This is a genomic window from Paraburkholderia sp. BL17N1 (assembly GCF_003634175.1).
Taxonomy (GTDB): domain Bacteria; phylum Pseudomonadota; class Gammaproteobacteria; order Burkholderiales; family Burkholderiaceae; genus Paraburkholderia.
Window position 1 is genome coordinate 351,461 of sequence record NZ_RBIW01000001.1, and the last position, 12,761, is coordinate 364,221.

9 protein-coding genes are annotated in these 12,761 nt (G+C 61.2%); 4 read left to right on the plus strand and 5 right to left on the minus strand.

What is annotated here, in order from left to right:
* The first annotated feature begins 150 nt into the window (after window positions 1–150).
* Entirely contained in the window at window positions 151–858 is a 708-nt protein-coding gene (gene pgl, locus B0G82_RS01575) for a 6-phosphogluconolactonase (RefSeq protein WP_116119252.1), read from the plus strand.
* Complete coding sequence (locus B0G82_RS01580; protein ID WP_121306455.1) at window positions 836–2,752, plus strand: bifunctional transcriptional regulator/glucokinase; 1,917 nt, start codon at window positions 836–838, stop codon at window positions 2,750–2,752. The genes pgl and B0G82_RS01580 overlap by 23 nt, the downstream gene beginning before the upstream one ends.
* 780 nt (window positions 2,753–3,532) lie before the next feature.
* Here B0G82_RS01580 and B0G82_RS01585 read toward each other — a convergent pair.
* Window positions 3,533–3,985 (minus strand): hypothetical protein, encoded by a 453-nt coding sequence (locus B0G82_RS01585; RefSeq protein ID WP_121306456.1) that lies wholly within the window; start codon window positions 3,983–3,985, stop codon window positions 3,533–3,535.
* 627 nt (window positions 3,986–4,612) lie between these two features.
* Window positions 4,613–5,752, minus strand: a complete 1,140-nt coding sequence (locus B0G82_RS01590) for an IS481 family transposase (protein WP_121306457.1) — start codon at window positions 5,750–5,752, stop codon at window positions 4,613–4,615.
* Between the two features lie 257 nt (window positions 5,753–6,009).
* Here B0G82_RS01590 and B0G82_RS01595 point away from each other — a divergent pair, with 257 nt between their 5' ends.
* A complete protein-coding gene (locus tag B0G82_RS01595; RefSeq protein ID WP_277872788.1) occupies window positions 6,010–6,963 on the plus strand; it encodes an IS4 family transposase in 954 nt (317 codons plus the stop codon).
* Between the two features lie 5 nt (window positions 6,964–6,968).
* Here the strand turns inward: B0G82_RS01595 and B0G82_RS01600 are convergent, their stop codons facing one another.
* The gene (locus tag B0G82_RS01600) at window positions 6,969–8,237 is read right to left on the minus strand and encodes an IS256 family transposase (protein WP_241974436.1); all 1,269 of its coding nucleotides are present in this window, start codon (window positions 8,235–8,237) and stop codon (window positions 6,969–6,971) included.
* Window positions 8,238–8,734: 497 nt separating this feature from the next.
* Between B0G82_RS01600 and B0G82_RS01610 the strand changes: the two genes are divergently transcribed.
* Window positions 8,735–9,661 (plus strand): bestrophin family ion channel, encoded by a 927-nt coding sequence (locus tag B0G82_RS01610; protein WP_121306458.1) that lies wholly within the window; start codon window positions 8,735–8,737, stop codon window positions 9,659–9,661.
* 40 nt (window positions 9,662–9,701) lie between these two features.
* Here the strand turns inward: B0G82_RS01610 and B0G82_RS01615 are convergent, their stop codons facing one another.
* Both B0G82_RS01615 and B0G82_RS01620 read right to left on the minus strand, forming a co-directional pair.
* Entirely contained in the window at window positions 9,702–10,445 is a 744-nt protein-coding gene (locus B0G82_RS01615) for a lysozyme inhibitor LprI family protein (protein ID WP_241974648.1), read from the minus strand.
* A 2-nt stretch (window positions 10,446–10,447) separates the two neighbouring features.
* The gene (locus B0G82_RS01620) at window positions 10,448–12,733 is read right to left on the minus strand and encodes an arginine/lysine/ornithine decarboxylase (protein WP_106279922.1); all 2,286 of its coding nucleotides are present in this window, start codon (window positions 12,731–12,733) and stop codon (window positions 10,448–10,450) included.
* Between the last annotated feature and the right edge of the window lie 28 nt (window positions 12,734–12,761).

The following is a 12,761-nucleotide window of genomic DNA, read 5'->3' on the forward strand; positions in this document are numbered from 1 at the left end:
ACGACGCGCCGCCCGTAAGACCCACCGACGAACTGAACGGAATGGCGCCGGTATCACGAGGGCGCCTGCAAGTCATCCACTGTGCAGGCATCGCGTGAGAGCAGTACGGCACATTCCGCAGATCACACAAAAAAGCAGCACGGAGGAGAAGTGATCCAGCTTCACACTTTCGACGACCAACGCGCCCAATCCGACGCGTTGGCGAAAGCGGTCGGCGACGCGTTACATGCGTCGCTCGCCGCGCAGGCCGCCGGTTCCACCACTGGCGCGCGCCCCGCAATGCTTGCAGTGTCCGGCGGCAGCAGTCCGCGCCCGTTCCTGCAGACGTTGTCGACGCAAAGCTTCGACTGGGCGCGCATTGCCGTGACGCTGGTCGACGACCGCTGGGTGCCGGAAACGGACAGTGCGAGCAACTCGCAGCTGGTGCACGCCACGCTGTTGCAGAACGCCGCGAAGGACACCACGTTCTGGCCGCTCGTGGACACCACGCAGGATCTCAATGCGCACGTCGCCGCGCTGAACGCCGACGCGCGTTTTAGCAGCGCGCCCGACGTCGCGATTCTCGGCATGGGTGAAGACGGCCACACCGCGTCGATCTTCGCCGACTCGCCCGAATGGGATCATGCGATCACCACCACCGATCGCTTCGTTGCCGTGCATCCTGGCAGCGCGCCGCACGCGCGCGTCAGCTGGTCGATGTCCGCGTTGAAGGAAGTGAAGCATCTGTTTTTGCTGATTGCAGGACCGCGCAAGATGGACGTGCTGAATGCCGCGTCCGCTTCGCTACAAAAAAATGCCATCTCGCAGTTGGCAAACGACAAGGGAGTGAGACTCGATGTCTACTGGTGTGCAAACTAAGGCTGTTCCGGGCGCGGGCCAGCACGCCGATGGACCGAGGCTGCTGGCCGACATCGGCGGCACGAATGCGCGCTTCGCGCTGGAGACGAGCCCAGGCGAAATCGGCTCGGTGAAGGTCTATCCGTGCGCGGACTATCCGGGCGTTGCCGAAGTCATCAAAAAGTATCTGAAGGACACCAAGATCGGCCGCGTGAATCATGCGGCGATTGCGATTGCAAATCCGGTCGATGGCGATCAGGTGAGCATGACGAATCACGACTGGAGCTTTTCGATCGAGGCGACGCGGCGCGCGCTTGGTTTCGACACGCTGCTGGTGGTGAACGACTTTACCGCGCTGGCGATGGCGCTGCCTGGCCTCACTGACGCGCAGCGCGTGCAGGTGGGCGGTGGTGCGCGTCGGCCGAATAGCGTGATTGGTTTGCTTGGGCCTGGCACCGGCATGGGTGTGTCCGGTTTGATTCCCGCTGATGATCGCTGGATCGCGCTTGGCAGTGAAGGTGGTCATGCGACTTTTGCGCCGGCTGACGAACGCGAAGATATCGTGTTGCAGTACGCGCGCAAGAAGTGGTCGCACGTGTCGTTCGAGCGTGTGGCGGCGGGGCCTGGTATCGAAGTGATTTATCGCGCGCTCGCGGGCCGCGACAAGAAACGCGTGGCGGCGAATGTCGACACGATCGAGATCGTCAAGCGTGCGCTGGAAGGCGAACCGCTGGCAGCGGAATCCGTCGATGTGTTCTGCGGCATTCTCGGCACCTTCGCGGGCAATATTGCAGTGACGCTCGGGGCGTTGGGCGGGATTTATATCGGCGGTGGTGTCGTGCCGCGGCTCGGCGAGTTCTTTTCGCGGTCGTCGTTTCGTAAGCGCTTCGAGGCTAAAGGCCGGTTCGAGGCTTATCTGCAGAACGTGCCGACATATGTGATTACCGCTGAATATCCGGCGTTTCTCGGTGTTTCCGCGATTCTTGCCGAGCAGCTGTCGAATCGTGCGGGGGGCAGTTCATCGGCCGTGTTCGAGCGGATCCGGCAGATGCGCGATGCGTTGACGCCGGCCGAGCGACGTGTGGCTGATCTTGCGCTGAATCATCCGCGGTCGATTATCAATGATCCGATTGTGGATATCGCGCGGAAGGCGGATGTGAGTCAGCCGACTGTGATCCGGTTTTGCCGGTCGTTGGGTTGCCAGGGGCTGTCGGATTTCAAGCTGAAGCTGGCTACCGGCTTGACGGGCACTATTCCTGTTAGCCATAGTCAGGTGCATCTCGGCGATACGGCGACGGACTTCGGTGCGAAGGTGCTCGATAACACCGTGTCGGCGATTTTGCAGTTGCGCGAGCATTTGAACTTCGATCAGGTTGAGCGGGCTATTGATCTGCTGAACGGCGCGCGGCGCATCGAGTTTTATGGGCTCGGGAATTCGAATATCGTCGCTCAGGATGCGCATTACAAGTTCTTCCGGTTTGGCATTCCTACTATCGCCTACGGCGATTTGTATATGCAGGCGGCGTCGGCTGCTTTGCTTGGGAAGGGGGATGTGATCGTTGCTGTTTCCAAGTCAGGGCGCGCGCCTGAGTTGTTGCGCGTCCTTGATGTGGCTATGCAGGCCGGCGCTAAGGTGATTGCTATTACTTCGAGTAATACGTCTTTGGCTAAGCGGGCTACTGTCGCGCTTGAGACTGATCATATTGAAATTCGTGAGTCACAGTTGTCCATGATTTCGCGGATTTTGCATCTCGTTATGATTGATATTCTTGCTGTGGGGGTGGCTATTCGGCGCGCTGTGCCCAGCGCTGATGTGGCTGAGACTGTGGCTAAGGCCAGGCAAGGGGCTGATGATGATGCTAGTGCTGTGCTCGATTGGTTGAGTCATGGGGCGGCTTCTTCGGCTAGGGATTGAGGATTGAGGTTTTTGGTCTGCGCCGCGGGTTTGGGTGTTTTTTTGTGGTGTTGGCCTTTCCTTGATTTGTTAGTGGTCCATTAGTGTTGCCCCTGTGCGGGGCGGCACCTACTTTTCTTTGCCAGCCGCAAAGAAAAGTAGGCAAAAGAAAGCGGCTCACACCGCTAATTCTTAAGCGGGTCCCCCGCGCAGTCGCGGTAGTGGTTCATCTGGAATCTGTGCTCTCGCACATTCCGCGTGAGTGACAAGGCGCTCATTCTTCCCGCCTCGCGCAACGCGCTCGCCGGAAGGGTCCGCTTGAAGTCCGTGGGTTTCGCGGTGCGCAGCGCGGGCCGTCGGCTTCGCCTCGGCGATCTGCTGTTGAAGGCCTTCGGATCTTTAAGCTGGGTTGCCCGGGAAAATGTCAGCGTTGACCCAGCACATTTGCGATCACCACAACACGCGCTTCGCGTCGTACCGCAGCACCCTCGGAATGCGAAAGACGCATGCCTCTTTCTTCATGGCCGCAGTGCGACGCCGCAGGTCACCACTCGCGGGCGCGGGTCGTCGCTCATCGCTCGTGACTCGCGGCTCCTGGCTCCTAGCTCACGGGTCACGGGTCACGGGTCACGGCTCGTGGCTCGTGGCTCCTGGCTCATCGCTCGTGACTCGTGACTCGTGGCGCACGGCTCGTGGCTTGTCGCTTGTCGCTTGTCGCTTGTCGCTTGTGGCTTGTCGCTTGTGGCTTGTGGCTTGTGGCTTGTGGCTTGTGGCTTGTGGCTTGTGGCTTGTGGCTCGCCGTCAGTGTGCTGTCGCCGTGCGACGCGAGACCGTTTTGAATTGCATCTGTTTGTTCTCCGTCCGCCTCGTTGCGCCGATACGCTCACGGCCACCCGCCGCTGTCCGCGTAGCCTTTGCCAGGAGGTCGGCTGCGCGGCGCGCCGTGATCCGGCTTTCCGGAATGCCCTTCGCGTCGAGTGCGATGACCTGGTATAACTCGCGGTCAATCTCGACTTCGCGGTGGTAGTCCTCGACGGTGTCCAACAGCAGTTCCAGCAGTTTACGCTGGCGGTGCCTCTCCTCTCTTGTCACCGCCGGACTCCTAACTATCGATGCCACAAACGTGACCAGCTTGTCCAGTTGACCTAGCTGCCGCTCAAGCAGCCCAAAGGCGGACAAGGCCAGTTTTTCGTATTGAAGTGCATCAACGGGTGGGCGCGACGTGGTGCGTGAATTCTTGACGGATCTACTCATGGCGCGATCTCCCTGAAACTTACCTGGATCGCCCGACACGCGCTTGCAAGGTGGTGAGCGGGCACAGTGACAAGGTTGGCGGCCGGCGTAGAACCAGAACCGGCAGACTCGAAGGTCTCCTTGCCACGGCCCGCCCATAACAAAATAGCGTGCGAAGGCTAACGCACGCCTGACTGCGCAGGCGCACGGGTTCTACTCTACACACAGGCCGCCAAGCCTGACCGTCGTTGTTCTGACGGCGAATTGAGTTTAAACGTCTTGGTTCACGAGTGATCACCCGCACGAGCTAAAAGCCGCTCGCCAGCAAGATTTCTGAAATTTCCCAACGATCACCCGAATACGAGGACTACAGCGGTAGGGAAACGCCGAGCGAAAACGAAGCGAACGGGGCAAATGAACGACCGCGACGGTGCGCGCAGCGCCGCCGGAAGAATGAGCGCCTTGTCACTCACGCGGAATGTGCGAGAACACAGATTCCAGATGCACCACTACCGCGACTGCGCGGGGGACCCGCTTAAGAACTAGCGGTGTGAGCCGCTTTCTTTTGCCTACTTTTCTTTGCGGCCGGTGTATGGACCGGAGACATGGGTAACAGGTGTGCGGAGACATGGGTAACACATGATCCGCTCATTCCTGCTGGTTCAGGTTGATGGTTCCGAAACGGTGATGCGCAAAAAACAGGTCGTAGCAGCTCTCTTCATCGACGCGCTCGCGGATGGCCACGGGCAGGTTCTGCAATGCGTTCGATACCTTGAATCGCCGGTTCCTGAAGCGTAGTTCACCGTTCCACTTCACGCACTGCACGTGGTCGTTTGCGCCGTACTCGATCGGCGGCAGGATTTCGGGGTAGGCGCGTGGACTCGGTTGATAGCGCGTGCCCGGGGTCGCCATGTCCAGCGCCTGATGCGGGCGTTGATGGTTGTAGACCGGGCGCCACTCATCGAACGCCTGCTGGGCGCTGGGCAGGTCCCTGAAATGGCGCCCGGCGATCACCTCGGCCTTCAGCGTGCGGTGAAACCGCTCCTCCTTGCCGTTGGTCTGCAGATGCGCCACGCGGCTGTGCGACAGTCGCACGCCCAGCCGGATGAGCCAGATGGCCAGTTCGGTCAGCTGGCCCGGCTGGCTGGGGCTGCCCCACGGCGAACCGTTGTCCACGTTGATGCGCAGCGGCAGCCCGTAGCGGCGGAACGTGCGCTCCAGATGATGCTGGACGATGCGGGTGTCGGTGCAGATGCAGGCATCGAGTGTCACGTTGTAGCGCGAATGATCGTCCAGCATGGTCAGTGGTGAACAGTGCCGTCCGTCCTGCAGGTCGAACCAGCCCTTGAAATCCATCTGCCAGAGATCGTTGGGCTGCGCATGCTCGAAGCGCCGCCAGGCCGTGGCGGCGTCGGAAGCGGCCGGGTCGATCAACCCGTGGCGATGCAGGATATCGGTCACAGTGCTGGGAGCGGGCACGTCCGTGTGACCCAGATCGCACAGACGTCGGCTGATCTTGCGTCCACCCCAGGCCGGATGCGCCCGCCGCAGTTCGACCACGCGCTGCTCGACCGACGGTGTCGCGCGTGCCGGACTCTGCCGGGGCCGTCGCGAATGATCCGTCAGCGCGGTGGCTCCGCCCTGCGCGTGGCGATCGAGCCACTTGTAGCCGGTCTTCGGGCTGATGCCAAAGCGCCGGCACAGTTCACGACGGTTGGCGCCTTCCTGCGAGGCCAGCTGAACGAATTCCAGACGCAGATTCATGGTGTCTCTCGGGTTCCAGGGCATAACCGGCTCCAGGCGATTCGCTCGCCCAGAGTGTTACCCATGTCTCCGCACACCTGTTACCCATGTCTCCGGTCCATACACGGCCGGCAAAGAAAAGTAGGTGCCGCCCCGCACAGCAATGCTCTCAACTTAAGCCTCGAAGGGCTTGTATACAGGGCGTTAGCCCTGTAAACTTCATCGCATAACTCACTGATAAATCAACGATATGAACTCAAATACCAGCGTCCTCAAGGCTTCTGGCTGAGTTCTCCGAATTCCTGTTCGATCCGGCGCTCGCCGATCGCGTGCGTCGTTCTCCCACCGCCTTTACCCGCAATCGCACACTGACCTTGCCGCGCATGGCCGCGCTGATGATGTCGGGCATGTGCGCCAGTGTGCAGGCCGAACTTGACGCGCTATTCGGCGCACTGGGAAGCCGCGGCGGGCGCACCCGCGCTGTCAGCGCACAGGCCTTCAGCAAGGCGCGACGGGGCGTGTCTGCCGAACTGTTCGAGCTGGCCCGCGCCCGCCTGATCTCGCTGGCCCAACCCCATATCGATTCGATGCGCTGGCACGGCCTGAGGCTGGTCGCCGCTGATGGCAGCCGCCTGCGTGTGGGCACGCGTCGCGGCCATGAACTGCGCGCCGATCACTACGCGTTTGCGCTATTCCTGCCGGGTTCCGAACTGACCCTGCACGCTGCACTTCATCCCGCCGACGGCGGCGAGCGGCAGATGCTGTTCGAAGCCCTCGATGTGCTGCAACCGCATACCGACCTGCTGCTGCTCGATCGCGGCTATATCGGCAACGCGATGGTGGCCGCACTCGCACAGCGCGAAATCCCGTTCTGCATGCGCGTCGATGCGCGTAACTGGAAATGCGTCAGCGCCTTTGCCCGCAGCGGTAAAGCCGAGCGTGTGGTGACACTGGACGCGCCCAGCGAACTGGATGCCCGCGACTATGAACTGGCGCGTACGCCCACCACTGTGCGCCTGATCCGCGACGTCACGCCGGGCGGTCGCGTGCGGGTGCTGATGACCTCGCTGCTCGATGGCGGGCGTTATCCGGCGGCATCGTTCGGCGCGCTCTATCATCAGCGCTGGCGGGTCGAGGAAGCGTTCAAACGACTCAAGCACCGGCTGCGGCTGGAAGCCGTCACAGGCCTCGATTACCTGGCGTTACAGCAGGACTTCGGGGAGGTGTCAGAAATTTCGTGTGCTGAGGCCGGTTAAAAATCTCAGCTGATGGCGGCGGTGAATCGCTCACCGAACAGAATGGCGAACTGATTGACAGCTTGCCGCCAGGTGATAGGCGGCATCTTCCAATCCTTTTCAATGTTGCGCAAGGCCAGATACAGCAGTTTGCTGGCGGCTTCGTCGCTCGGGAAGTGGCCACGATTCTTGACGATCTTGCGCAACTGCATGTGCATGCTCTCGATGGCGTTGGTCGTATAAACGATTCGACGCACCTCGTGGGGATAGGCAAAGAAGGGAATCACCTGCTCCCATTGGCGTTGCCACATGGCCGGGACGGTAGGGAATTTGCGGCCCCATTCGCTTTGCGCAAAGGCCTCGAGCGCCGCGGCCGCCGCTTCAGCCGAGGCGGCCTGATAGATCGGCCTGAGCGCGGTAGCCAGCGGCTTCCGGTCCTTCCAGCTCGCCAGATTCAGCGAATTACGGATCAGATGCACGATGCAGGTCTGGATCTGCGCGGCCGGAAACACCGCCTCGATGGCCTCCGGGAACCCACGCAGGCCGTCGACCACCGCAATCAGGATGTCGTGCAAACCGCGGTTCTTCAACTCGTTGAAAACCTTCAGCCAGAACTTGGCGCCTTCGGTTTGTTCGATCCACAAGCCCAGCACTTCCTTGCGGCCGTCAGCCCGAATGCCCAGCGCCAGGTACACTGCCTTGTTCCTGACCGTGCCCTCGTCGCGGATCTTCAGTCGAAGTGCGTCGAAATACACAATCGGATACATCGCCTCGAGCGGGCGTTGTTGCCACTGCTCGACCTCAGCCAGCACCTCGTCGGTGACCGTGGAAATCAGATCGGGCGACACTTCCAGGCCGTACAGCTCCAGCAGGTGAGCCTGGATCTCGCGTACGCTCATGCCGCGCGCGTACATGCTGATGACGTGGTCGTCGAATCCCGGCAGCCGGCGCTGGTACTTGCTGACCAGTTGCGGCTCGAACGTCGCCTGCCGGTCTCGCGGGATATCCAGCGTCAGTTCGCCGTTGGGTGTGAGCACTGTCTTGCGGCTCGTACCGTTGCGGTGGTTGCCGGCGCTGCCTTGCTCCGCCTCGCTCTCCAGGTGATGCGTCAGCTCCGCGGCCAACATGCGCTCAGCCAGTTGCTTCTTCAGTCGCCCGGCCAGGCCCGATTCCCCGAGAACCGACTCGGCGTTCCTGTTCTGCACCTGCGCCAGCAGTTGATCGATCAGCTCATCGGGGAACAGCTTCGGCGCCTTCGGGTTCTTGCTCTTCTTGGTCACTGTTGTTTCGGTCATTGGACGTTATTTCCGTTATCGTCTCATGACCTCGACACACTAAAAATCTGACAGGCTCGACTTCGGCGCAAAAATCCTCGCCGACAACCTGTTCACCCTGCTCAGCGATCTCGATGCGCCGCACGACGACAGACATGCCAGCCGTCCCAACCGGGTGTATGCACTGGGCGCACTCAAGCCCATCCTCGGCGCGTGTCTTCTGCGCATCCAGCGATGTCTGGACGGCCTCGCCGGTGTGCTGGAACTGATCCGCCAGACCCGATGCCGGATACAGCCGTCACGCTCCTATCCAAGACCACCCCGAAAAGCCAAGCCCCACTTCCATCTCGCGTACAAACTTGCTTGATGCAGCGGAGCTTAAGTTGAGAGCATTGCCCCGCACAGGGGCAACACTAATGGACCACTAACAAATCAAGGAAAGGCCAAAGCACAAACATCCCCCAACACCCAAAAAAGCGATAATAGAAACCCCGAAGCGCCGCAGGCAAAAAAACCAGATGATCATCCGCCCCCACGTCCATTGGTTCCGCATGCTGCTAGCCTGGCGAGGCTCCGTCCTCCCGCAATTGCTACCGCGCCTCGCGCTGATCTTCTGCATTTCGATAGTCGCAGTAGCAGCCCACGACCACCTGCTCCCGATCTCGCTAAACCTCAACACCACAGCGCCCTTCTCGCTAATAGGCATAGCGTTAGCGGTATTTCTAGGCTTCAGAAACAACGCCAGCTACGACCGCTGGTGGGAAGCCCGCAAACTGTGGGGTCAACTGCTGAACGAATCGCGCTCACTCATCCGCCAGGCGCTCACCCTGCCGACAAAACAGCTGCAAAAAGAAGACCTCAAAGAATTTACGGCAGCACTCAGCGCCCTCCCGCACGCGCTGCGTCACCAACTCCGCAAAAGCGACCCAACCGAAGACCTCGCCGAACGCCTGCCGCCAGCCCTATTCGCCCGCGTCGCAGCATCGCGCTACAAACCGGCCGCCTTGCTGCTTTGCCTCGGCGAATGGGTGCAACGCCAGGCCAAAACGGGCGCGATCGACCCGATGGCCGTCATCGCCTTCGATCGAAATCTGAATGGAATCTCGGATGTAATCGGCGGATGCGAGCGCATCGTTTCAACGCCGCTGCCGTTCGCCTATTCGGTGATGATTCACCGCACGGTGTATTTCTTCTGCGCGTCCCTGCCGTTCGGACTGGTGGACAGTATCGGCATATTCACGCCCGTCTTCGCGGTCTTCGTGGCGTACACGTTCATGGCGCACGAAGCCATTGCATCGCAAATCGAAGAGCCTTTCGGCACCGACGACAACGACCTCGCGCTCAACATGATGTCCGTAGTGATCGAGGACTCAATGCGCGACCTGCTCGGCGAACCAGCCATCAAGTTGCCAAGCCTAGAAGCAGAAGGCTATATGCTCGATTGAGCATCGCTTCGGCCAAAGCAGATCGTCGGTCGCTCAACGCTCAGCTATTGCCGACCGTCTCCGACAATCGCTTGAGCGTCGCCACCCGCGCGCCGATGATATCGATACGACCACGCTCATCGACCACCGGCGTCGTAGCATTCAGATATGCGGTCCACGCCTTCTGCGCGCGTGTCAGCGTCGGACGCGTACGCACCGGCATCTTCGACTGCAAACGCCGGTAATAGCGGTTCAGATCGAACATCGCATGCTCGCACTGTGCGTCCGCGCGGCACGCGCGCACACGGCGCGGCGGATCGCCGCCGGCGCTCGCCTTCGCCAGCGCGCTGCGCAGCGCGAGCGAGCGGTCACGCACCGGCTGCAATTGCATGTCAGCTTCGGCAAGCACGTACATCGAGCCGTGCGTCGTGGCAAACACGGCTGCGAGCAGCTGCTTCTCGGCATCGCGTGAAGCCTGCCAGCTCGCCTGGCTCTTTTCCCACTGCTTGCGCCGCGCGGGCGGCAACTTCTGTTGAAGCTGCTGCCACGCGTTATCGAGCGCGGTCTTCCAACCGATCCGCGCGTTGTCCATGCACTGCACTTGCCCCGTTGTCGACGACATGTCGCCGCGCGCAAGGCACGTACGCATCGACGCATCGATCGGATCGGCGGCGGCAACCTCGGCATGCGCCGGCAACGACGCCGCGCCGAACACCGCCGCCGAAGCCAGCGCCAGCGCACCGAACGCGCGCCGCGCGCCGCGAACGCCAGTGCCGGTTGCCAACAGGGACGTCACCCGCAACATCATCAGCCGCGAACGCAATCGACGAAGTATTCGATCCGCCCATTGATCGTTTCGCCGACAAGTCCATGGATATCCGTATGGAACCCCGGAAAGCGCTCGTTGAATTCCCGCGCGAAACGCAAATAGTTGACGATGGTCTTGTTGAAGCGCTCGCCCGGAATCAGCAGCGGAATACCCGGCGGATACGGCGTCAACAGGATCGACGTGACGCGGCCTTCGAGCTCGTCTATAGGCACGCGGTCGATCTCGCGGTGCGCGAGCTTGGCGAAGGCGTCCGACGGCTTCATGGCCGGTTCCATGCTCGACAGGTACATCTCGGTCGTCAATCGGGCGATGTCGTTCGCGCGGTAGACGCTATGAATCTGCTGGCACAGATCGCGCAGGCCGATGCGCTCGTACATCGGATGATGCGAGACGAACTCGGGCAGCACGCGCCACAACGGCTGGTTGTTGTCGTAGTCGTCCTTGAATTGCTGGAGTTCGGTGACCATCGAATTCCAGCGGCCCTTCGTAATGCCGATCGTGAACATGATGAAGAACGAATACAGCCCGGTCTTCTCGACGATGATGCCGTGTTCCGCCAGGTACTTCGTGACGATCGCAGCCGGAATGCCCGTCTCGCCGAAGCCGCCGCCCATGTCCAGGCCCGGCGTGACAATGGTCGCCTTGATCGGGTCGAGCATGTTGAAGTTTTCGGCAAGCGGCCCGAAGCCGTGCCACGCGTCGTTCGGGCGCAGCATCCAGTCTTCGCGCGAACCGATGCCTTCTTCGGCGAACTGGTCCGGGCCCCACACCTTGAAGAACCAGTCGTCGCCGTATTCGGCGTCGACCTTGATCATGGCGCGGCGGAAATCGAGCGCTTCGGCAATCGATTCTTCCACGAGCGCGGGGCCGCCCGGCGCTTCCATCATGGCCGCGGCCACATCGCACGAGGCGATGATCGCGTACTGCGGGCTGGTGGATGTGTGCATCAGATACGCTTCATTGAAGCGATGCTTGTCGAAGCGGCTGTTCTTCGAATCCTGCACGACGATCTGCGAAGCCTGCGAAATGCCGGCCAGCAGCTTGTGCGTGGAGTGCGTGGCGAACACCATCGCGCCGATCCGCGGACGCCCCGCGCCGATCGCGTGCATATCCTGATAGAACTCGTGGAATTCCGCGTGCGGCAGCCAGGCTTCGTCGAAGTGCAACGTGTCGAGCCAGTCGCCGAGCATCTCCTTGATCATCTCGACGTTGTAGATCACGCCGTCGTAGGTGCTTTGCGTAATCGTCAGAATGCGCGGCTTGAGATCCGGATTCTTCGCGAGCGCTTCGCGGGCGAACGGATTCGCGAGGATCTTCTTCTTGATGTTTTCCGGCTCGAACTCGCTACGCGGAATCGGCCCGATGATGCCGAAGTTGTTGCGCGTAGGCGTGAGGAACACCGGAATCGCACCGGTCATCGTGATCGCGTGCAGGATCGATTTGTGGCAGTTGCGGTCCACCAGCACGATATCGCCCGGCGCGACCGTGCCGTGCCAGACGATCTTGTTCGAGGTCGACGTGCCGTTGGTCACGAAGAACACGTGATCCGCGCTGAAGATGCGCGCCGCGTTGCGTTCCGAAGCCGCGACCGGTCCGGTGTGATCGAGCAACTGGCCAAGTTCGTCCACGGCATTGCACACGTCCGCGCGCAGCATGTTCTCACCGAAGAACTGGTGGAACATCTGGCCGAGCGGACTCTTCAGGAACGCGACACCGCCCGAGTGTCCCGGGCAGTGCCACGAGTACGAGCCTTCGTCCGCGTACTGCACCAGTTCCTTGAAGAACGGCGGCGCGAGCGAATCCAGATACACCTTGGTCTCGCGGATGATATGGCGCGCCACGAACTCCGGCGTGTCCTCGAACATGTGGATGAAGCCGTGCAGTTCGCGCAGGATGTCGTTCGGCAAGTGGCGCGAGGTGCGCGTTTCGCCGTACAGGAAGATCGGAATGTCGGCGTTGCGGCGGCGCACTTCGGTCACGAACGCCCGCAGCGCGACGATCGCCGCGGCCAGCTCCGGCGTTTCGCCTTCCACCACCACGTTATCGACGTACGGCAGCAACTCGTCGTCGTCGATCGAGAGGATGAAGCACGAGGCGCGGCTCGACTGCTGCGCGAACGACGTCAGATCGCCGTAGCTCGTCAACCCGAGCACTTCCGCGCCTTCTTTCTCGATGGCTTCGGCCAGAGCGCGGATGCCGGAACCCGAGATATTCTCGGAGCGGAAATCTTCGTCGATGATGACGACGGGAAAACGAAACTTCATGGGCGATTCTCCAAAAAGAACGACCGCT

Excerpts from the sequence above, each read along its gene's own strand:
- B0G82_RS01590 (WP_121306457.1), bottom strand. The coding sequence starts at position 5,752 with ATGCCCTGGAACCCGAGAGACACCATGAATCTGCGTCTGGAATTCGTT.
- B0G82_RS01610 (WP_121306458.1), top strand. The coding sequence starts at position 8,735 with ATGATCATCCGCCCCCACGTCCATTGGTTCCGCATGCTGCTAGCCTGG.
- B0G82_RS01580 (WP_121306455.1), top strand. The coding sequence starts at position 836 with ATGTCTACTGGTGTGCAAACTAAGGCTGTTCCGGGCGCGGGCCAGCAC.
- B0G82_RS01615 (WP_241974648.1), bottom strand. The coding sequence starts at position 10,445 with ATGTTGCGGGTGACGTCCCTGTTGGCAACCGGCACTGGCGTTCGCGGC.
- B0G82_RS01585 (WP_121306456.1), bottom strand. The coding sequence starts at position 3,985 with ATGAGTAGATCCGTCAAGAATTCACGCACCACGTCGCGCCCACCCGTT.
- B0G82_RS01620 (WP_106279922.1), bottom strand. The coding sequence starts at position 12,733 with ATGAAGTTTCGTTTTCCCGTCGTCATCATCGACGAAGATTTCCGCTCC.
- B0G82_RS01600 (WP_241974436.1), bottom strand. The coding sequence starts at position 8,237 with ATGACCGAAACAACAGTGACCAAGAAGAGCAAGAACCCGAAGGCGCCG.